Annotated in this window: 18 protein-coding genes; 3 read left to right on the forward strand and 15 right to left on the reverse strand. The window is 68.9% G+C overall.

Annotated features, from left to right (window positions below; translation table 11 throughout):
• Nucleotides 1-293: 293 nt before the first annotated feature.
• On the reverse strand, nucleotides 294-2,687 hold the full coding sequence (locus F5X71_RS23495) for a RelA/SpoT family protein (protein WP_167463984.1): 2,394 nt from the start codon (nucleotides 2,685-2,687) through the stop codon (nucleotides 294-296).
• Between the two features lie 293 nt (nucleotides 2,688-2,980).
• Between F5X71_RS23495 and F5X71_RS23500 the strand changes: the two genes are divergently transcribed.
• Nucleotides 2,981-3,829: a metallophosphoesterase family protein gene (locus tag F5X71_RS23500; RefSeq protein ID WP_238816028.1), complete on the forward strand. Its 849-nt coding sequence runs from the start codon at nucleotides 2,981-2,983 to the stop codon at nucleotides 3,827-3,829.
• 15 nt (nucleotides 3,830-3,844) lie between these two features.
• On the opposite strand, the gene F5X71_RS23505 is transcribed toward F5X71_RS23500, so the two are convergent.
• The 3 genes from F5X71_RS23505 to F5X71_RS23515 are packed head-to-tail and all read right to left on the reverse strand — an operon-like array spanning nucleotide 3,845 to nucleotide 6,754.
• Nucleotides 3,845-4,462: an NUDIX hydrolase gene (locus F5X71_RS23505; protein WP_167463985.1), complete on the reverse strand. Its 618-nt coding sequence runs from the start codon at nucleotides 4,460-4,462 to the stop codon at nucleotides 3,845-3,847.
• Nucleotides 4,463-4,519: 57 nt separating this feature from the next.
• On the reverse strand, nucleotides 4,520-5,773 hold the full coding sequence (locus F5X71_RS23510) for an adenylosuccinate synthetase (protein ID WP_167463986.1): 1,254 nt from the start codon (nucleotides 5,771-5,773) through the stop codon (nucleotides 4,520-4,522).
• Nucleotides 5,774-5,806: 33 nt separating this feature from the next.
• On the reverse strand, nucleotides 5,807-6,754 hold the full coding sequence (locus F5X71_RS23515) for a hypothetical protein (protein WP_167463987.1): 948 nt from the start codon (nucleotides 6,752-6,754) through the stop codon (nucleotides 5,807-5,809).
• A gap of 191 nt (nucleotides 6,755-6,945) precedes the next feature.
• Between F5X71_RS23515 and F5X71_RS23520 the strand changes: the two genes are divergently transcribed.
• A complete protein-coding gene (locus F5X71_RS23520) occupies nucleotides 6,946-7,770 on the forward strand; it encodes an alpha/beta fold hydrolase (protein WP_167463988.1) in 825 nt (274 codons plus the stop codon).
• Between the two features lie 74 nt (nucleotides 7,771-7,844).
• Here F5X71_RS23520 and F5X71_RS23525 read toward each other — a convergent pair whose 3' ends face one another.
• Nucleotides 7,845-9,434 carry an ABC-F family ATP-binding cassette domain-containing protein gene (locus F5X71_RS23525; RefSeq protein WP_167463989.1) on the reverse strand — a complete coding sequence of 530 codons (1,590 nt, stop codon included), beginning with the start codon at nucleotides 9,432-9,434 and terminating at the stop codon, nucleotides 7,845-7,847.
• A 255-nt stretch (nucleotides 9,435-9,689) separates the two neighbouring features.
• Between F5X71_RS23525 and F5X71_RS23530 the strand changes: the two genes are divergently transcribed.
• On the forward strand, nucleotides 9,690-10,259 hold the full coding sequence (locus F5X71_RS23530) for a putative glycolipid-binding domain-containing protein (protein WP_167463990.1): 570 nt from the start codon (nucleotides 9,690-9,692) through the stop codon (nucleotides 10,257-10,259).
• 40 nt (nucleotides 10,260-10,299) lie between these two features.
• Here the strand turns inward: F5X71_RS23530 and F5X71_RS23535 are convergent, their stop codons facing one another.
• The 10 genes from F5X71_RS23535 to yajC all read right to left on the reverse strand — a co-directional run bounded on the left by F5X71_RS23535 (nucleotide 10,300) and on the right by yajC (nucleotide 20,300).
• A complete protein-coding gene (locus F5X71_RS23535) occupies nucleotides 10,300-11,166 on the reverse strand; it encodes an alpha/beta hydrolase family protein (RefSeq protein ID WP_167463991.1) in 867 nt (288 codons plus the stop codon).
• A 190-nt stretch (nucleotides 11,167-11,356) separates the two neighbouring features.
• A complete protein-coding gene (locus F5X71_RS23540; RefSeq protein WP_167463992.1) occupies nucleotides 11,357-12,286 on the reverse strand; it encodes a DMT family transporter in 930 nt (309 codons plus the stop codon).
• On the reverse strand, nucleotides 12,283-13,407 hold the full coding sequence (locus F5X71_RS23545) for a fatty acid desaturase family protein (protein WP_167463993.1): 1,125 nt from the start codon (nucleotides 13,405-13,407) through the stop codon (nucleotides 12,283-12,285). The genes F5X71_RS23540 and F5X71_RS23545 overlap by 4 nt, the downstream gene beginning before the upstream one ends.
• A gap of 178 nt (nucleotides 13,408-13,585) precedes the next feature.
• Entirely contained in the window at nucleotides 13,586-13,849 is a 264-nt protein-coding gene (locus tag F5X71_RS36665; protein ID WP_203218370.1) for a CGNR zinc finger domain-containing protein, read from the reverse strand.
• Nucleotides 13,850-14,123: 274 nt separating this feature from the next.
• Complete coding sequence (locus F5X71_RS23555; RefSeq protein WP_167463994.1) at nucleotides 14,124-14,429, reverse strand: hypothetical protein; 306 nt, start codon at nucleotides 14,427-14,429, stop codon at nucleotides 14,124-14,126.
• 87 nt (nucleotides 14,430-14,516) lie between these two features.
• Entirely contained in the window at nucleotides 14,517-15,089 is a 573-nt protein-coding gene (locus F5X71_RS23560; protein WP_167463995.1) for an adenine phosphoribosyltransferase, read from the reverse strand.
• 74 nt (nucleotides 15,090-15,163) lie between these two features.
• A complete protein-coding gene (locus F5X71_RS23565) occupies nucleotides 15,164-16,885 on the reverse strand; it encodes an ABC transporter substrate-binding protein (RefSeq protein ID WP_167463996.1) in 1,722 nt (573 codons plus the stop codon).
• 17 nt (nucleotides 16,886-16,902) lie between these two features.
• Nucleotides 16,903-18,144, reverse strand: a complete 1,242-nt coding sequence (gene secF, locus F5X71_RS23570) for a protein translocase subunit SecF (RefSeq protein ID WP_167463997.1) — start codon at nucleotides 18,142-18,144, stop codon at nucleotides 16,903-16,905.
• The gene (secD, locus tag F5X71_RS23575) at nucleotides 18,141-19,847 is read right to left on the reverse strand and encodes a protein translocase subunit SecD (protein WP_167463998.1); all 1,707 of its coding nucleotides are present in this window, start codon (nucleotides 19,845-19,847) and stop codon (nucleotides 18,141-18,143) included. The genes secF and secD overlap by 4 nt, the downstream gene beginning before the upstream one ends.
• Nucleotides 19,848-19,946: 99 nt before the next feature.
• Nucleotides 19,947-20,300, reverse strand: a complete 354-nt coding sequence (gene yajC / locus F5X71_RS23580) for a preprotein translocase subunit YajC (protein ID WP_167463999.1) — start codon at nucleotides 20,298-20,300, stop codon at nucleotides 19,947-19,949.
• Nucleotides 20,301-20,460: the final 160 nt, after the last annotated feature.

Genomic DNA, 20,460 nt, shown 5'->3' on the forward strand with positions numbered 1-20,460 from the left:
TTCCGACTATTGCTGGGGCACGGCCGAAAAGTTTGCATGAACTGCCGAAAGCGCTCTGACACATTCCGGCGTGCCATGGATAACCCTCCGGCAACTTTCCGATGGCCCGAAAACGAGAGCAACTGGACGGCGACCCACCCGCGACCCGAAATCCCCTCCGCGACGCCAACTTCCGGCCGCGCGAGGACGCCGGCATTCGGACAGATACCACCCGGTCCGCGAATTGATTGCTCAAATGTTGCCAGCGTCAAGACAAATGACACGTCAAGGGGAGCTGACCGGTAACTCCGATATCAGGCGGCGGAGGTAACGCGGTAGACGTCGTAGACGCCCTCCACATTGCGGACCACATTCAGCAGATGGCCGAGATGCTTCGGGTCGCCCATCTCGAAGGTGAACTTGCTGATCGCCACCCGGTCGCCGTGCGTGGCCACCGACGCGGACAGGATGTTCACCTTCTCGTCCGCGAGCACCTTCGTCACGTCGGAGAGCAAGCGGGTCCGATCGAGCGCCTCGATCTGGATGGCCACCAGGAACACCGACGACGGCGACGGCGCCCAGGCCACCTCGATGATGCGCTCGGCCTGATCCTGCAGCGAGCCGGCGTTGGTGCAGTCGGTGCGATGCACGCTGACCGCGCCACCCCTGGTCACGAAGCCCATGATCTCGTCGCCCGGCACCGGCGTGCAGCACTTGGCCAGCTTGGCCACCGTGCCGGGGGCGCCGGGGATCAGCACGCCCGCGTCGCCGGTGGTCCGCTGCCGCGCCGGGGTGGTCGACGGGGTGGACCGCTCGGCCAGCTCGTTCTCCACATCGCCGATGCCGCCCAGCTGGGCCATCAGACGCTGCACCACGTGATGCGCGGAGACCTGGTGCTCGCCGACCGCGGTGTAGAGCGTGGAGATATCGGTGTAGTGCAGTTCGTGCGCGACCGCGGTCATCGCGTCCACGCTCATCAACCGCTGCAGCGGCAGCCCGACCCGGCGGACCTCCTTGGAGATCTGCTCCTTGCCGTTCTCCAGCGCCTCCTCGCGGCGCTCCTTGGCGAACCACTGCCGGATCTTGGCCTTGGCGCGCGGGGAGACCACGAAGTTCTGCCAGTCCCGGCTCGGCCCGGCGTTCTGCGCCTTCGAGGTGAACACCTCGACGACCTCGCCGTTCTCCAGCTGCCGCTCCAGCGCGACCAGGCGACCGTTCACCCGGGCGCCGATGCACTTGTGCCCGACCTCGGTGTGCACCGCGTACGCGAAGTCGACCGGGGTCGACTTCTGCGGCAGCGTGATCACGTCGCCCTTCGGGGTGAACACGAAGATCTCCGGCGACTTCAGGTCGAAACGCAGCGACTCCAGGAACTCGGCCGGGTCGGCCGCCTCGCGCTGCCAGTCGAGCAGCTGACGCATCCACGCCATGTCGTCGACTTCGGTGGAGTCGTTGGAGTGCTTGCCGCGGGTCTCCTTGTAGCGCCAGTGCGCCGCGATGCCGAACTCCGCGGTGCGGTGCATGTCCTGGGTGCGGATCTGCACCTCGAGCGGTTTGCCGTCCGGACCGACCACGGTGGTGTGCAGCGACTGGTAGACGCCGTAGCGTGGCTGGGCGATGTAGTCCTTGAAGCGGCCCGCCATCGGCTGCCACAGCGAGTGCACCACGCCGACCGCGGCGTAGCAGTCGCGCACCTCGTCGCAGAGGATGCGGATGCCGACCAGGTCGTGGATGTCGTCGAAGTCCTTACCCTTGACGATCATCTTCTGATAGATCGACCAGTAGTGCTTCGGGCGGCCCTCGACGATCGCGTTGATCCGCGAGGCAGCCAGGGTGTTGACGATCTCGGCGCGCACCTTGGCCAGGTAGGTGTCCCGCGAGGGCGCGCGGTCGGCGACCAGGCGCACGATCTCGTCGTACTTCTTCGGGTGCAGGATGGCGAACGCGAGGTCCTCGAGCTCCCATTTGACCGTCGCCATGCCGAGGCGGTGGGCAAGGGGCGCGATGACTTCGAGCGTTTCCTTGGCCTTCTTGGCCTGCTTTTCCGGCGGCAGGAAGCGCATGGTGCGCATGTTGTGCAGCCGGTCGGCGACCTTGATCACCAGCACGCGCGGATCGCGCGCCATCGCGATGATCATCTTGCGGATCGTCTCGGCCTCGGCGGCCGCGCCGAGGTTCACCTTGTCCAGCTTGGTGACGCCGTCCACCAGGTGCGCGACCTCGGGACCGAAGTCAAGGGTCAGCTGCTCGAGCGAGTAGCCGGTGTCCTCGACCGTGTCGTGCAGCAGCGCGGCAACCAGGGTGGTGGTGTCCATGCCGAGCTCGGCCAGGATGTTGGCGACCGCGAGCGGGTGGGTGATGTACGGGTCACCGGATTTGCGGAACTGATGCTTGTGCCGCTCGTCGGCCACGTCGAAGGCGCGCTGCAGCAGCGTCAGGTTGGCCTTCGGATACAGCTCGCGGTGCACGGTGGCCAGCGGTTCCAGCACCGGCTTCACCGCGGCGATGCCGCGCTGACCGGTCATCCGGCGGGCGAGCCTGGCGCGCACCCGGCGCGAAGCCGAGGTCGGCACCGCGGCCGTCGCGCCCGCCTGCCTGGCGGGCGGCGTGCCGCCGGGTTTCGGCGGCTCTGCCCCGGTGGCGGCACCATTCGACTGCGGGGCGCCCGCCGATTGCTCGACATTCGCCTCGCCCAAGTGCTGAGTCATGCCACCACCTCTCAGTGCCCACTGGCGGCGCGCACGGACCTTCCGTGGTTACGCAGGCTGCCGCCTCCGGGCCTGTCGTTCACACCGCATGCCTCGATCGGACCACCCTAGCCGACCGCTGCAACCGCCCAGACCACCAACTTTAGTCCCGTCGGCGCGGTACTGTCCGATACGTTGCGGCGGGGGTGCGGTACCGGGTCACCGGCCGGGTGCGGCGAGCTTCGCGCAGAACTGACCGTGCGTACCGGAAAGCGTGACATATCAGGCGTTCGGCGGCGGCGTTCGTGACCGGAATGATCGACAACGGACGTGCCGTCGGTCGGATCTCGGTTGACACCCCGGCGACGGTGTGGCTGGCTGACGCCATGCCAGCCGATCCCCGCCGGAGCGGTGTCCGGGTCGCGGCCGTCGCGGACACCCATCTGCGCCCCGCCGTCGCCGGACGATTCCGGCCCGCCTTCGAGCGCTTGGCCGAGCACGCGGATGTCCTGCTGCTCGCGGGCGACCTGACCGACGGCGGCACCCTCGCCGAGACCGACCTGCTGTGCGCCGAGATCGCCGAGCTGCCGGTGCCGGTCGTCGCGGTGCTCGGCAATCACGATCACGACCGCAGGCTCGGCTATCGCATCGCCGCGCGGCTCACCGATCTCGGCGTGCATCTGCTCGACGGCACCGCGATCACCATGGAGCTCAACGGCGTTCGGCTCGGCGTCGCGGGCGTGATGGGTGGCAGCGGCGGGTTCCCCGGCCACCCGGGCGATCCGGACACCGGCACCGTGGCGCACCGCGAACGGATGCGCCGCGGCCCGCTGGACGCACTGCGCCTGCAGCAGGCCCTGGCGGGTCTGGACACCGAGATCCGCATCGCCCTCATGCATTTCGCGCCCACGCTGGAGACCGTCGTCGGCGAGCCGCCGAAGATCTATCCCGGGCTGGGCTGCGCCGACCTCGGCCGTGCCGTCGACACCGGACGCGCCACCCTGGCCGTGCACGGCCACGCGCACGCGGGCACCGAGATCGGCCGCACACCGGGCGGCACACCGGTGCGCAACGTGTCCTACCCGGTCCTCGGTCGCCCATACGCGGTGTACGAGGTGGGGCCGGATCGAACCTGCGGATCCGCACCGGTTCCTGGCTACTAGGACCGGTACGAATCCTTAACTGAACGCCCAGATCACGGCGGGACGGCCGGTGGCCTTCACGCGGCGGCGCTCCGCGGTGCGGGCGAGGCCGGGCAGCGCGGCGAGGGTGCGGTTGAGGTTGGCGGGATCGGGACGCGCGCCCGCCAGCGCGGTGGTGGCCGCCACCGCGCGGGTGGCCGGGAACTCGGCGCCGAGCAGGGCACGGGTGAACGTCAGGTCCTTCCACAGCAGGCCGGCGAGCAGTCCGCGGCCGGCCTCGACGATCCGGTTGTGGTCGAAGGCCAACTCGGGGACCGCGTCGAATTCGGACCAGCGCGCCGGGCCCTCGTGCGGCCCGACCACCGCCCACATCGCGATCGAGAGGGTGGGCCCGCGGGGATCACGGTTCGGTTCGTCGAACGTCACCAGCTGACCGACCGCGCCGATCGCCGCCTGCGGCACACCGAGTTTGGTGTGCACCGCCCGGCGGGCCGCCTCCGCCAACCGCTCACCGCGGCCGAGCAGCACACCCGGCAACGCCAGCTCGCCCGCGAACGGCGCCAGCGCCCGCGGCGCCACGCCGACGAGCACCCCGGCGTCGTCGCTCCAGAACCGCAACGTCACCACGTCCACCGACACCACAGACTGCTCCACGCCGCCCCATCCTGCCGCACCCGGCCCCGACCGGCACACACGGGACATCGCGGCGCTTCACGCGGCGGTGGCGAGGGCGGTCGCGGTGCGGTGTGCCCTGGTGGGGCCGTCGGAGGTGAGCACAACCGGGGCGCCGAGTCGTTCTTCCAGCCAGGGCACCACATCCGCGGGTATTTCGGTGCGGACCGGGTCGGCGTCGGTGAGCAGGTCGGTGAGGCGCCGCTGGTGCTCGAGGTCTTGCCATTCGCCGGGCGGCAGTGCGGTGACCACACCGTGTTCGGTGCGGTATTCCATTGCCGCGTAACGGGTTCCCGGCGCGTCGAGATGGGTCACGGCCAGCGCGTCGATGCCGCCGGACACCGCGATCGCGTAGCGCAGCAGGATCGGGTCCAGGTGACCGAGCCGGAACTCACCCTGGTATCGGCCGGTGGTGTTGTGCCGTTCCAGCAGATCCAGGGCGGGGTCCTCGGTGGGGAACGGGCCCGCGCCGTGCCTGGTCATATAGGTGCGGGTGACCCCGAGCACGTCGCAGGTCGCGCCGATCTCGGCGAGCAGCGCGCGGGCATTGCGCGGTTCGACGGTGGACCAGGTGGTGTGCGGATGGAAGCCGCGCCATTCGTCGAGCAGCACGCCCTGTGCCCCTTCGAAGACGAGCCTGCCGCGACGGGCGAACCCGGCCAGTTGTTCGTCGCCGACGATGCGGACGGCCGCGGCGAACTCCCGATACATCTCGACCAGATCCTCGATCGGCTCGTACCGGTGTTCACTGCCCGCGATCAGCGGACCGTAGTGCGCGGCCAGTCGCTCGAGCTTGTGCCGAAGCACCTTGGGGCGCAAGCAATCCGCCACGGTCGGCGCCGCGTGGGTCAGCGCGTACGCCGCCGTCTCGCCGATGCCTCGACCGCAGGAACCGTGCCGCGAGGAACCCCTCGCGTCCTCGCGGGCACGGTTGGCGGCGATGTGGATCGGCGTGGTGAGCCGGGCTCGACCGTCGATACGCAACAACGACAAGGGATCTCGCACCCCCAGCACGGCGAGCTGCTCGGCCTCGGCGGCCAGCGCGATCGGCTCGACGAGCATGTGCCGGGACAGCAGCGTCGGCACCCCGGAGAAGGTGCCGGACCCGAACTGGGCGAAGGTGTGGTGACGACCCTCGGCGATCACGTTGTGCGCCGCCTGCGCTCCCCCGTTGAACCGCACCACGGCCGACACCTCGAGCCCGGCGTCGGCCGAGCACAGCCAATCGACGGTCGCGCCCTTCCCCGCGTCGCCGAAGCCCAGGTCGACGACGACGATGTGTGATCGAAACATGCTCGGCTCCTGTCTGTTTCCTGCCCTGCGAGCTCAGCGGCGGCCGCTGGGCAGCGCCCGCATCCGCGGACCGGTAGCCGCCAGCGCCTTGCCGACCGACGCCGCCTCGTCCGCCGACCCGACATCGCGCAGATCCGCCAGTCCGGCGTCCACATCGACGCGGTTCTCCGCGACCCCGATGGTCAGCGCGATGAGCTCGCAGACCGCGGCCGGATCGTCGAGCTTCATGAAGTGCTGCCCGAGCAGGCCGCGCCAGTGCTCCGCGATCTCGGGATCGTCGTAGTAGTTCGACTGATTCGGCAGGATGTAATAGACGTGCCAGCGCTCGGCCAGCTCGCGGTAGATCGAATCCACCGCGATGTCGCGGCGCACGCTGTCGCCGATCACGGCGCGGATGTGCCGCGAGGCCAGCCTCGGCTTGTTCAGCTCGTCGCCGATCAGGAACAGATAGCCCTTCTTGCCGCGCTTGTCCCAGGCGTCGGTCACGACGTGGGTGGCCATGAAATAGGCGGCCAGCTCGTAGCTTTCGGACTTCTGTCCACCGCCGCCACCCTCGAGCAGAATGGCACGCAGCTGCTCGTCCATGCGATTGTCCGACTCGAACTGCCCCACCTGCAACGGAACCCGGTCGGTGTCGGCATCGCCGATGGCGCCGAACATGATCTGCGGATCGTCGGCGTATCCCTTGCGCTGCAACAGGCCGTGCAAGGTCCCCAGCTTCTGCTGCATGATCCGCGGCACCCGGCCCATCGAGCCGGTGACGTCGAACAGCACCGCGATGGGCAGCGAATTGTCGTGGTCGGCCGAGTCGCGGCATTCACGCACGCTGACCCCGAGCGGATCCAGGGTCGGATGCGCCTGCCACCGGTCGTAGGGCACGCCCTGCATCTCGGCGGTGTATCCGAAGTCGTCCAGACCCCGGCTGGCACGGAAGGTCTTGGCCGCCCGGTAGGCGGTGTCGTCCCAGTTCCCGTATCCCATGTGATCACTTCCTCTCGTGAACTGGTTTTAGTGTAAGTGACTAAAACTGGTCCGGTCAAGCGCCGGCCGCCCACCCTCTGCTGGCAGGATCGCCGGGTAGGACTGGAACCGCGCAGGTCGAGATCGAGGTCGCCGGGCGCGGGGAACATTTGTCCAAGCCATCGGCGCCGTCGGGCAGGGACAGTACGGACATGACTGTTTCCGAAGACAAAACGTGTGGCGGGGGCTCGACCGTCACGGTGGACGGCGGCGCGATCCAGGTGTATCAGGACGGGCCGCGCGACGCTCCCGTTCTCCTGCTCATCCACGGGACCGCCGCCTCGGCCGAAACGTGGGAGTCGATGGTGCCGCTGCTGGCCGCGGCGCACCACGTCGTCCGGGTGGATCTGCCCGGGTGCGGTCGATCGGATCACCCCGCCGACGCGAGCTACGCGGTGCCCGACCAAGCGCGCCGAGCGGCGGCCGCGCTCGACCGGCTCGGGATCGAACGCGCCTGGGCGATCGGCCATTCCAGCGGCGGCGCGGTGGCCACCGCCATCGCCGAGCAACGTGCCGACCTGGTGCGCGCGCTCGTGCTGATCGACTCGGGCCCCGACATGTCCGCCTACCTAGCGTCGGAGACCGCCCTCGATCCGCGCCGGTGGCCGGAGCTCACCGACGAACAGTTGCGCGCGGCAGCCGCGTCGGCATTCGCGCCGGGCTACCGGATTCCCCAAGCCCTGCTCCCGCAGTTGCGCGCCATGGATTTACAGGTGTTCGCGGCGACCTCGGCGGCGGTACAGGCATACCTGAACGAGCGCGGACTGCCCGCACGGCTCGCCCACGTCGCCAAGCCGCTGCTGGTCCTCTTCGGCGAACAGGACCAGCGGTGGCGGCCCGGCTCCGCCCTCGACTACCGCGCCGTGCCCGGCTCGACGGTGGTGCTCATGCCGGACGTCGGTCATTCACCGCCGCTGGAGGATCCGGCGCAGACCGCGCGAATCCTCCTGTCCTTCACCGATATCCACACCGACTGAGCGCACCACCGGCGTGGCCGAGCCGGCGCGGCATCCCTCGATCCGACCCGCGAATCAAGGGATGCCCCGCCGCGCTAGCGGACCAGCGTCTCGCTCAGCCCGTCGGCGGTGAGCTCGAGCTTGCGCGTCACGCCGATCTCGTCGAGAAAGCGCGGGTCGTGGCTGACCACGATCAGCGCGCCCTCGAATCCGGCCAGCGCCTGGGTGAGGTGTTCCAGGCTGGGCAGGTCGAGATTGTTGGTCGGCTCGTCGAGCAGCAGCAGCTTCGGCGCGGGCTCGGCGAGCAGCAGCATCGCCAGCGCCGCCCGCAGGCGCTCGCCGCCGGACAGCGCCGCCGCCGTGACATCGGCGTCGGCGCCGCGGAACAGGAACCGGGCCAGCCGGGCCCTGATCTGTTCCGGCAGCGCGTGCGGCGCCGCCGCGGCCACGTTCTCGAACACCGTCTTTCGCTCGTCGAAGATGTCAAGGCGTTGCGGCAGCATCCGCCACGGCACCTTCGGGCCGATTGTCGAGATCGCGTGCAGCAGCGTGGTTTTCCCCACGCCGTTGCGCCCGGTCAAGGCGATCCGCTCGGGACCGTGCACCCGCATCGAGACCGTCGGGCCGCACGCCAACCGCACCCGGCCCAGCTCGATCACGTCCTGTCCCGGATACAGCCGCGTATCCGGCAGATCCACCCGGATCTCCCGATCGTCGCGCAGCAGTTCCTGCGCGTGCTGCAGCTGATCCTTGGCCGTTTCCAGCTTGTCGATGTGGTTGTTGCGCAGCTTGCCCGCCGACACCTGCGCCTGCCGTTTGCGTTCGGCCATGATGATTTTCGGCTCCCGCTTCTGGTCCCACATCTTCTGCCCGTAGCGCATCCGGCGATCCAGCTTGATGTGCGCTTCGACGAGTTCCCTCGCCTGTTTGCGCACGTCACTGCGCGCGTCCCGGATCGCGGCCCGCGCGGCCTTCTGCTCGGCCTCGATGACCCGCTCGTAGGCGCTGAAATTGCCACCGAACAAACGGATCTCGCCTTGCCGCAGCTCCGCGATGGTGGTCATCCGCTCCAGCAGCTCGCGGTCGTGGCTGACCGTGAGCACGGTGCCGGCGAACTGGGTGACCACCTCGTAAAGCCGTTCGCGGGCAATCTGATCCAGGTTGTTCGTCGGCTCGTCCAACAGCAGGATGTGCGGCTCGGCGAGCAGTTGCGCGACCAGCCCGAGCAGCGTCGTCTCGCCGCCGGACAGGGTCGCCAACCGGCGATCCAGCTGCGCGGCCGAATCGGCGACGTAGTGCAGCCCGAGCCTGCCGAGCAGCGCGATGGCCCGCTCTTCGACGTCCCAGCGGTTGCCGACGAGGTCGAAGTCGGCCTCGTCGCCACCACCGGATTCGATGCGGTGCAACGCTTTACGGACCTCGGCGATACCGAGCACGGCGTCCACCCGCTGCCCCGCGGCGAGGCCGAGGTCTTGCCGGAGATAGCCGAGATGGCCGGTGCCGCCGATCGAACCGCGGGCCGGGGTGAGCTCGCCGACGATCAGCCGCAGCAGTGTCGACTTGCCCGCTCCGTTGCTGCCGACCAGGCCGATGTGACCGGGGCCGAGCACGCCGTCGAGCCCCTCGAACACCGGGGTGCCATCGGGCCAGGCGAAAGTGAGATCGGAAAATGAAATATTGGTCATGGCGACTCCATGAGGTTGCTCCGGAAGACGCGACGCGCGAATGCGGGCCGCCCGAGTGGCTACCTCAGAAGATCAACGGCATGACTCCGATCAACGGGAACAAGACTCGGCCAGGATAACCACACTCGCGCCCGATGCGCCAGTGCATTTTCGATCACACGCCACCGATGCCGCGCGCGTGCGGTGTTCGCCGGCCGTGGCCCGAGCGGACGCGGATCGCACGGTTTTGTCGGTGGGCGGGGCTACCGTGGACGCATGGTCACGCGACGCCAACTCCTTTGGGCAGTAACCGAAACCGCCGGGTTCGAGTCGTGCTGGCTGAGCACGGACGGGCTGGCGCTACACGCCGAGGGCCGCGCCGTCGGCCAGTCCCCCGCGCCGTACTGGCTGTCCTACACCCTCGACACCGACGAGCACGCCGTCACCACCCGGATGACCGTCACCGCGGTCACCGAGACCGACCGGCGCGACCTCGAGCTCCGGCGCACCGGGTCGGTCTGGAACGTCGACAGCACCCCGCGCCCCGACCTCGCGGACGCGCTCGATTGTGACCTGGCCTTCTCCCCGCTCACCAACACCATGCCCATCCTGCGCACCGACCTGCATCGCAACCCGGGCAGCGCGGATTTCCACATGGCCTTCATCGAGGTCCCCAGCCTCGAAGTCGCACTCTCGCAACAGAGTTACACGCATCTGACCACCACGGCGGAGGGCGCCACCGTCCGCTTCAGTGCCGGTACCTACATCAGGGACCTGGAGATAGATCGCGACGGCCTGGTCGTCACGTACCCGACCCTGGCGCACCGCGTCCCACCGACACCATGACGTGTTCTTCAAGAACCGCAACATAATTCGACTAGCGCGGTTATGCCCCGGTAGCTAGGAAGGTCCGCACCCGCTCGACCAGCGTCCCGTTGTCGCGAATCCAGGCATAGTGCGGGTTGCGGTGCACCGCATCGCCGAAAGCCAGATCGAAGCGGGTAACCGAAGCGTGCGTGAGCTTTTCGCTCAATGCCCGGACACCGTAGGCGGTCGCCATACCGTCCCCCACGATGGTGACGGCCAGCACCGGCAGCCGCACCCGCGACAGATCCGACTCGAAGTCCAGGGGCGAGGACGGCACCCGGTAGCGGCCGGAACGGATCTGGGCGGCGAAATCGCGCATGAGGCGCGTCGCCTCGTTGCCGAGGACGCCCAAGCGCCGCCCCGGGAAGTAGCCGACCACCGACCCGACGCCGACCGCCAGATGCGCCGCGGCGAAGATGCCGAGGTTCCTCGGAAACGGCCAGCCGCGGTAGTGGCACGACGGCGCCCCGACCAGGATCGCCCCGGCCGCCTGCTCCGGCTGCTGCCCCAGATAGAGCGCGCCGAGCTGCCCGCCGAGGCTGTGCCCGAGCAGATACCGCGGCGCCGCGGGGAAGGCCGCCGCGACCGCCTCGAACAGGGCGGGATAGTCGAGCGTCACGATCTCGTGGTAGCCGTAGCGCACCCCGCGCCGCAATCGCACCGAACTCGTGCCCTGCCCGCGCAACTCGCCGAGCACCACCTGAAAACCGGCCTGGAACAACGCCTCCGCCAAGGGCACGTAGGTGGCCGCCGGGGTCGCCATGGCGGGCATGCAGATCACGACCGGCGCGGCGGGGTCCTCGGCTTGCCGGTACATCCGGACCTCGCTGGTCGCACCATCTTTCGCGCGCACGGTCGCGATGGTGGCCTCGACAGCTGGGATCAACGGTCCTCCTCGTTCCTGCTCGCCCTCGAAACACGGAGGGTAGGACTCCCGTCTCGAAGTCCGGCTGGACCGTGTCGGCGCCGGATGTGACTCGAGACAGAGCCTAGTGCCTCGCGGACGGGGCACCAGTCCCGGTCTGACAGGTCCGGCCGGATCAGCTGGACCGCGGCGGCACCGGGTGTGGGATCGATCAGACCGGGTCTGTCCGTCGGCGAAACCTGCCGCGGTAACGCCGCTTCGGCGTCCAGGTAGCGAGCACCACGCCGACACCGACAACGGCGGCGCCCAGGAAACGCGGCGGCGAGCTCTCCGCAACGCCGAGCACGATCCCGGTGAGCAGCGCGCACACCGGCACCACGCCGGCGAACGCGCCCGCCGTCTCGACCGGGATCCGGTCCAGCGCGGCGTACCACATGAGGAACGCACCGGCCGAGGCCGCCACGGCGAGGTAGCCGATCGCCGCTGCCTCCCCCGCCGTCGGCCAGCGCAGCGTGGGCAGATCGATCAGCACCGCGACGATCCCGCACAGGAGCGCGCCGGCGGCCGCCGCGTACGCCGCCGTGGCCCGCGCCCCGATCTCGCGCACCAGCGGAATCGCCACCAGCGAGAACGCGCACTCACCGGCGAGCGCGCCCGCCGCGAGCAGCAACCCGATCGGGTCGCCCGCGCTGCCGCTCCATTGCACGACGACCGCGCCCGTCGTCACGATGCCCGCGGCCAGCACGGCCTTCGTCGACGGCGAACGACCGGCCATGAGCGGGCCCGCGAGCGCGAGCACCACGGGCACGGCGCCGACCACCGCGCCGACGACGCCCGCGTCGACCCGTTGCAGGGCGGTCACCAGGCAGATGTTGAAGCCGGCCAGGCCGGTCGCCCCGAGCACCCCGATCCTCACCAGTTGCGGCGTGCTGACCCGCGGCGGTCGTCCACGGATACACGCGACGAGCAGTACCGCGGCGATGCCGTAGCGGACCGCCTGGCCCGTCATGATCGGAAACTCCGTCAGCGCCGTGGTCGCCGCGATCGCGGAGCCGACCGCAACGCTGGACCCCAGCGCCAGCAGCGCCCCGGACCAGACGTCCGAGCGGCGCCGTTCGGCACGCGATAGCTCGAGACTCATCCCTGCTCGCTCGGCGGCACCGCGGCGAGCGGACAGTCCCGCGCGCACTCGGCAGCCTGCGCGCCACGCGATCCGCACCGCGCCGGATGACGAGACCGGATCTGCGCCAGCCGTTCCGGGGCGAGCACGTCCTGCACCACCGACGGACGGCAGCCCCGACGCGGCAGCGCGAAACCGTCGCAGTGATGCGCCGTCCGATACGACGGCACTGTTCCCAGCACCCGATGCAACCGGCGGATCCGATACTGCGGCACCGCCGGGTAGAGATGATGCGCCAGATGCCAATTGGCGTTGTGCGGCGCGAGGAATTGCCGGACGAACCAGGACGCGTCCCAACTACGCGTCGCCTGCCAGGGATCGTCCGAGCGCAAACCGGCATGGTCGGCGATATCGCTCCAATAGCGCAGAGTTTGATAGACGGTCGCGTAGGGCACGACCCACAGCAGAATGAAGTCGAGACCGAAACCGGCCACGAAGAATATTGCCGAGGCAACCGCCAGAAACACAATGCGAAGTCGCGTTTCCCGGCGATCCTCGTCCCGCCCGATAAGGTCGGCCGCGACCTGATACGGCACATGGATCAGCAGCAGCGGTTTCAACAGATGTTTGCCGACGAAATGCCTCATATCGCGCGGCTGCACCAGACCGAGGCGCAGGTAACCGAGCAGTTTCGGGTCACGGCGATCGTCCCACAGATGACGGTGATGTTCGCAGTGCGCGCAGGTGTAGGCGGACAGCCCGGAGAACAGCGGCCAAGCGATGAGCAACCGGCCCAACCAGATGTTGAGTGGGCCGTGCCTGGTCAGTTTCGCGTGGCTCGCCTCGTGCATGAGGCTGCGCAGCGCGCGCTGCCTGCTGCCGACGACGAGCACACCGGCCACGTACAGCAGGGGCTGATAGTTGCACAGCACCACCACGATCACCGCGCCGACGATCACCAGCCAATCGAAGCAGAGGCTCAGCGGGCCGTGCCAGTTGTCCCTGCTCTGATGGATTTCCTTCACCGCTTCTTTGGTCTCCGGCGCAAGCTCCCGCTTGAAGCCACCGACCTTCGGCCTTGCCGCCCGGCACCGTTGCCGAACCCTGTCCTCGTGCTGAATCAATTCGCTGTCTTGCGACATGGCTGAGCACCCCCAACGGTTGAACCCCGCAAATTCCGAGCAGCAAGAAAATACTTCGACTAATTACCGCATATCCCCCTGAACCACCCGGCAGAATTACGCGCCAAGCCTACGCCGGCCCGAACACCCCCGAAAGCCATGACAACTGGGGCCCACCCCATGAACCGCCCGGTCGGAATTACTTCGGCGTGAAAGGGACCCGGCCGGCCACGTTGCCCTTCAGCCGCTCGGACACCTCGACCGAGAACTGTGATTCGAGCTGCCCGCGACGTTCGGTCGATCCGAACGCCCCTGCCGATGACCGAACTGGGTCAGTTCGCGGCGCGGCGGGCGCGGAAGGCGGCGGTTTGGCGCGGTTCTGGCAGGCCGTGCCGCAGAAGCGTTTTGTGCCGTTGCGGGAGGTGTCGAGGTAGACGCGGTCGCAGTTGTCTGCCGAGCACAGGCCGTATTCCGATCAACTCGCCGAGCTCTACCGTCAGGCCGCCCAGCTGCTCCGGCCCGGCGGGATCCTGCTCAACGGCGACGATATGGCCGTGCGGGCAACGGATCTCGATCGGCTGCACGAAGCGATCGGTAGCAGGCAGTTGGAGCGTGAAGGGGTCGTCGGGCGGGAGAACTGGGAGCAGTGGTGGCGCGGGGTCAGCGTGGAGCCGGAGCTGGCGGCGGTCACCGAGCGCGCGATCCGGCGCTGGGAGCATCCGCGGACAGCGGGTCGGCTACGAGGAACATCTGAAGCTGTTGCGCGCGGCAGGTTTTCGGACCGCCGGATCCATCCGGCAGTACGGCCGCCACCACATCGTCGCGGCTGTCAGCTGACCATCGGCACCACCGCCAACCGGCACATAGGCCACCGCCGTCAGCTGACCCATCGGCACCACCGCCAACCGGCGCATCGGTGCCGTCGTCGGCTGACAGATCGTCGCGGCTGTCAGCTGGCGCATCGGTGCCGTCGTCGGCTGACAGATCGTCGCGGCTGTCAGCTGGCGCATCGGTGCCGCCGTCGGCTGATAGATCGGCACCACCGTCGACTAGTGCATCGGCACCGCCGTCAACTGACACATCGGCACCGGCTCGGCGCGCGCCCGGTACCGGCGCGCGCACGCCCCGTGTCAGACCTGGACGATGGAGGTCACAGGGTAGTCCCCCTGCCGCTCCCGGCCGTTGAGGAAGGTGAGTTCCAGAACCACTGCGGCCGCGACGATCTCGGCACCTGCCTGGCGGAACAGGTCGGCCGCGGCGGCGAGGGTGCCACCGGTGGCCAGGACGTCGTCGAGCAGCAGGACGCGCCGGCCCGCGAGCGAGACGCCGTCAGCGGGAATCTCGAGCGAAGCGGTGCCGTACTCGAGTTCGTATTCGCGCACCAGCACCGGCGGCGGCAGCTTGCCCGCCTTGCGCACGGCGATCACGCCGGTGCCGAGGCTGGCGGCCACCCCGGCGCCGATCAGGAAGCCGCGGGCGTCGACGCCGGCGACGAGGTCGGCATCGGGTGAGATGTGCGAGAGGCAGTCGATGACGGTGCGGAAGCCCTCCGCGTCCGCGAACACCGGCGTGAGGTCGGCGAAACGGACTCCCGGCGTGGGGAAGTCGTCGCGCCAGCGGGTCAGCCGCTCGACCGCGTCGGCAGCCAGGCTGGTCCGCTGGGCGGCTAGCTCGTCGGACTCGATCGCCGCGTGCTTACTCATCGACACCTCTCATCATCACTCGAACGCGCTCGACAGGGGCGAACCCCCGAAACCACGCACCCTCACAGCACCTGTTACCGCTTCAACACCCAGCGGTCCATGTTCCACCCGGTTCCGGCCTGACTGGGCGCGGGTATCCCGTTCTGCAAGCCGCCGCCGAACGCGATGGTGCGCGGGGTGGCAAACAAGGGGATGCTCGGCAACTCCGCCCACAGCAGGTTCTCGGCTTCGGTGAGCAGATTCAGCTGTGTGGTCGAGTTGTCGTCGACCGCAAGCTGATCGGTGATCGCATCGTAACGGCCGTTGCCGAACCGTCCGAAATTGAGACCGCTGCCCGTGCGCAACGAATTGATCGCGACGACCCCGCCGAGCGAACCCGCCGGGCCGGGCGCACCCCCGGTACTGCCCAGGATCGCGTCGACCTTCCCCTCGCTGAGCTGGGACGGAACAAAATCCGGCGCGCCGGCGTCGACGATCGTGATGCCCGCAGGCTTGCACGCCTCCGTGATCATCGCCACGGTCTGCGCGCGCCGCTCGTCCGGGCGCAGGTAGCCGATCCGGATGGTCGGATTCTGCGCCTTGGACGCGGCGACCGCCTGCGTGGCACCGGCCACATCACCGCCGCCGAACTTGCCGCCCGCACCGGCGGCGGGCCCGTAGTACAACGAATCCTGTTGCACGATATGGGTGTTCAACGGCCCGGAACCGAGGCCCTGCTTCGGCGCGTCCGGCACCCGGCCCAGCTTCTCGAACAGCGCCTGCCGCGGCACGCACAGGGCGAGCGCCCGGCGCAGATCCGCCGAGCCGAGCACACCGCCGGTCGCGAGCACCAACTGTTCGACACCGCGGCCGGGTAGGTTCTCCACCCGGAAGCCGTCCAGGTTCAGGTCTTTCACCGAACCGGCGCCGATATCGATGACGCCCATCGCGCTGTCGCCGACCTTGGATTTCAGGTCGACGTTCTTGGGCCACACCAGGATTCGCCCGGTCTCCGGCGTGCGGCCCCACCAGCGCTCGTTCGAGACCAGCACCAAACCGTCCTTCTCGCTGAAGGATTCGATCCGGTACGGCCCGGAGGAGGGGAACCGCGTCAGGTCCAGCTTGCCCGGCCGCAGATTCCAGCCGGTGTTCCAGAACTCGGCGATCCGCCCGATCGCGTTCGCGTCCCCGGACTGCACCGCCGACACGATGTTCGCCACGTTCGTCGCCTGCGCGACGACGTGCGCGGGCAGCACGTCACCGGCGGCGAACAGGTTGCGCCAGGCGGCGTAGCGGCGGTCCGGCCGGAACACCACGAGGGCGTCGCGCGAACCCGGCTGGCAGTCCACTCGCTCGATATCGGCGTAGCCCGCGGTGCTCGCCGCGTCGAACGCCGGAATCGGGCCCTGGTCACCGGGTTTGGTGAACCGGCCGCTGCGCGCCGCCCAGGTGAGCACCAGATCGTCGCAGGAGGTCGGCACCCCGTCGGAGTACACCCCGTCGGGGTTGAGCCGGTACTGGACGGTCTGCTGCTCGGCGGGCGTCTCCTTGGCGGTGCCGAAATCGGTGTCGGCGACCTGCTGTCCGTCCGGCCCGGTGTAGAAGAACCCGGTGAGCACCCGGCCGAACACGGCGGCGGCACCCGAGCTCACGCCGAGGGTGCTGCCGCCGTTGTAGGTGGTGATGGCGGCGTCGACGGCATAGCCGATGGAGGGCACCTGGTTCTTGCTCGAGCACCCGGCCGCCAGTCCGGCGGCGGTGACGCCCGCGGCAAGCACCGCGAGCAGGCGGACCGTCCGGCTGCGTGGCTTTCGCATGAACTCCCCTGCCTGTGTCAGTGCCGCCGCTTCTGCCGTTTGCCGCTGGGACGCGCGCCCGGCCGGGGCGCCTGGCCGGGATCACGCGGCCCGCGCGGTTCATCGGCGCCGAGGGAGCGCCCGGTCGCCGCGCTGACCCGGCGGTCGGCCTCGTACGCCGCCCGCGCGCCCGCCGCACCGGCCCGCTTGTTGAGCACCTTCTTGGTGTGCGCGGCGACCGGACCCCAGCGTTCCTTGATCGACACCAGCAGCGGAACCGCGAGGAAGATCGACGAGTACGCGCCGACGACCATGCCGACCAGCTGCACCAGCGCCAGGTCCTTCAGGGTGCCGACACCCAGCAGCCAGACCGCGATCACCAGCATGCCGATGATCGGCAGGATGCCGATTACGGTGGTGTTGATCGAGCGCATCAGGGTCTGGTTGGCCGCGAGGTTCGCCTGCTCGGCGTAGGTGCGCTTGTTCAGGTGCAGCACGCCGCGGGTGTTCTCCTCGACCTTGTCGAACACCACGACGTTGTCGTAGAGCACGTAGCCGAGGATGGTGAGCAGACCGATCACCGCGGCGGGGGTCACCTCGAAGCCGACCAGCGAGTAGATGCCGCCGGTGACGATCATGTTGAAGAACAGGGAACCGATGGCCGCGATGGACATGTCCCGTTCGAACCGGATCGCGATGTAGAGCATCGTCAGCAGCACGAAGACGATGAGCGCGATCACCGCCTTCTTGGTGATCTCACCGCCCCAGGTCTCGCTGATCTCGGCCACGCTGATCGCGTTGCGCGATTCGGCGCCGCTGCGATCCTTCGGATGGAAGGCGTTGAACAGCGCGGTCTGCAGCTCGTCGGCCTGGCTGGTGCTCAGCGTGTCCGAGCGGACCTGAATGGTCGCTGCCGCACCGGAACCCACCTTCTGCACCGACACCGGCTTGTGCCCGAAGGTCGCCGCGTAGACGTCCTCGACCTTCGAGGTGGTGACGTTGTCCGCGGCCGGGATACCGATGCGCGACCCGCCGGCGAAGTCGATGCCGAGGGTGAAACCGCGAATCCCGATGCTCAGCAACGAGATCAACAGGAACACCGCGGTCAGACCGTAGTAGAAGCGACGCCGACTGACGATCTTGAAACCGCCGGTGCCGGTGTAGAGCCGCTCGAAGACGCTGTGCTTGGGCGCGTCCGCGTAGTCGGCGTCGTCCGCGAAGCCCGGCTCCGCCTCCCCGACGCCACCCTGGCGCGCATCGCTGCGCGATGTCGTGTTCATCGTGACGCCTCCCGCACCAGTGCGCCGGTGCTCGCCTTACGTTCCCTGGCTATTTCCTGTACCGCCCCGAGGCCATTGACCGACGGTTTCGCCCAGTACGACGAGCGCGAGGCCATCATCATCAGCGGCGCGGTGACCAGGTACAGCACGATCACGTCGAGGACCGTGGTGATGCCGAGGGTGAACGCGAAGCCCTTCACCTGCCCGGCCGCGAGGATGTACAGCACGGCGGAGGCGATGAGGCTCACCGTCTTACCGGAGAGGTTGGTGCGCTGGGCGCGGGCCCAGCCGCGCGGCACGGCAGAACGGAAGCTGCGGCCCTCGCGCATCTCGTCCTTGATGCGTTCGAAGAACACCACGAACGAGTCGGCGGTCAGACCGATACCGATGATCAGACCCGCGATACCGGCGAGGTCGAGGGTGAAGTTGATCCACCGGCCGAGCAGGATGATCAGGCCGTACACCGCGACACCGGAGGCGAGCAGCGAGAACCCGGCGAGGAAGCCGAGCATCCGGTAGTAGAGCAGGCAGTACAGCAGCACCACCGCCAGGCCGATCGCGCCCGCGAGCAGACCGGCCCGCAGCGACGACAGACCGAGCGTCGCCGACACGGTCTCGGCCTCGGAGGTCTCGAACGACAGCGGCAGCGAGCCGTACTTCAGCGTGTTGGCCAGCTCCTTGGCCGAGGACGCGGTGAAGCTACCGCTGATCTCGCTGGTGCCGTCGGTCTGCACGCCCTGCACGGTCGGCGCGGTGATGACCTTGGTGTCCAGGGTGATCGCGACCTGCTTGTACAGCATGTCCTTGGTCAGCTGGGCCCACTGCTCGGCGCCGGTCGACTTGAACTTCAGCTGGACCACGTTCATCGCCCGCCGCGAATCGAAAGCCGAAGTCGCGTCGGAGATTTCCTGACCGTCGAGCCTGCTCTTGTCCAGCAGGTAGACGTTCCCGTCGGAACCGCAGGTGACCAGCGGCAGGTTCGGATCGTCGTTACCCGCCAGCGGATCCGGCTTGGTGCAGTCGATGGCGGCCATCGCGGCCTGCTGCACGGTGGGATCGGTGCTCTGCCTGGTCGCCCTGGCCTCCTGGATGTCCTTCTGCGTCTGCTCGCGCGAGGTGAGCGCCGGGTCAGGAGCCGGCGTCGGCGTCGGGGGCGCCTGGGCCGGGAAGACACGGCCCTGCGGCGCGGGTGCCTGCGGCTCTTCCGCGGGGGGCGCGGGCTCGGCGCCCGGCTCGGGGGCCGGGGGCGGCACTGCGCCGGGATCACCGGGCGGCGGCACGGCACCGGGTTCGGCGCCGGGGACCGGCTGCGGCGTGCCCGCCTGCGCCCGGCCCGCCTGCAGCACCGGACGGATGAGCAGCTTGGCCGTGGTCGCCATGGTGCGCGCCTGCGCGCCGTCGTCACCCGGCACCGTGATCACCAGGTTGTCTCCGTCGATGACGACTTCGGAACCCAGCACACCGAGACCGTTGACGCGGTTCTCGATGATGGTCTGTGCCTTACGCAGACTGTCCTGGCTCGGCTTGTTGCCGTCGGGCGTTCGCGCGGTCAACGTGACTCGGGTACCGCCCTGCAGGTCGATGCCGAGCTTCGGTTGCGGGGAGTCACCGGTGAAGAACACCAGCGCATAGATCACGGCCAGCAGCGCGGCATAGACGCCGAGCAACCGGAGCGGATGCGCCGATCCCTGGGAAGGTGGCACAGTACGTCATCTCCTAGGCGGGAAGTCGAGAGTGGAACAGGTGGGCACACCGGTGGCGCCGGGCACCACCGTAGCGGTGCCCGGCGCGCGGGCCGACGATCAATCCTTGGTCAGCCGGGTTTCGGTCTGCTCGGCGGATTCCTCGATGGTCTCGGCCGCGGGCGCGTCGACCGGGCTCTCGTCGGTGCTCGTCGCGTCGTCGTCGGTGCGTACCTCGCGGATGGCCGCGCGCAGCCAGGTGGTCACGACCTCCTCGGCGATCTCGAGATCGACCGTGGCGTCGTCGAGCTCGACGACGGTGCCGTACAGCCCCGACGTGGTGATGACCTGGTCGCCGGGCTTGAGGTTGTCCTGCATCTCCGTGATCTTGGCGGCTTCACGCTTCTGACGGCGGACACCGAGGAACATCGGTACGAGCAGGGCTACCAGCAGCAGCGGAAACAGAAGTTCCATCGTCGAAGTCAGTCCCTAGTCTTGTGGGTGGGATGGGTAAGTACCCACAGTCTGCCAGTTCGTGTCGCCACCGCCACACCGGCACACCCGCTGGGGAGCGGCAACCTCCGTCTGGGGACCGCGGGGCCGGGCACGCGAGCACGGCGAACGGCGATCGCCC

The organism is Nocardia brasiliensis (assembly GCF_011801125.1).
In the GTDB taxonomy this organism is placed as follows: Bacteria; Actinomycetota; Actinomycetes; order Mycobacteriales; family Mycobacteriaceae; genus Nocardia; species Nocardia brasiliensis_C.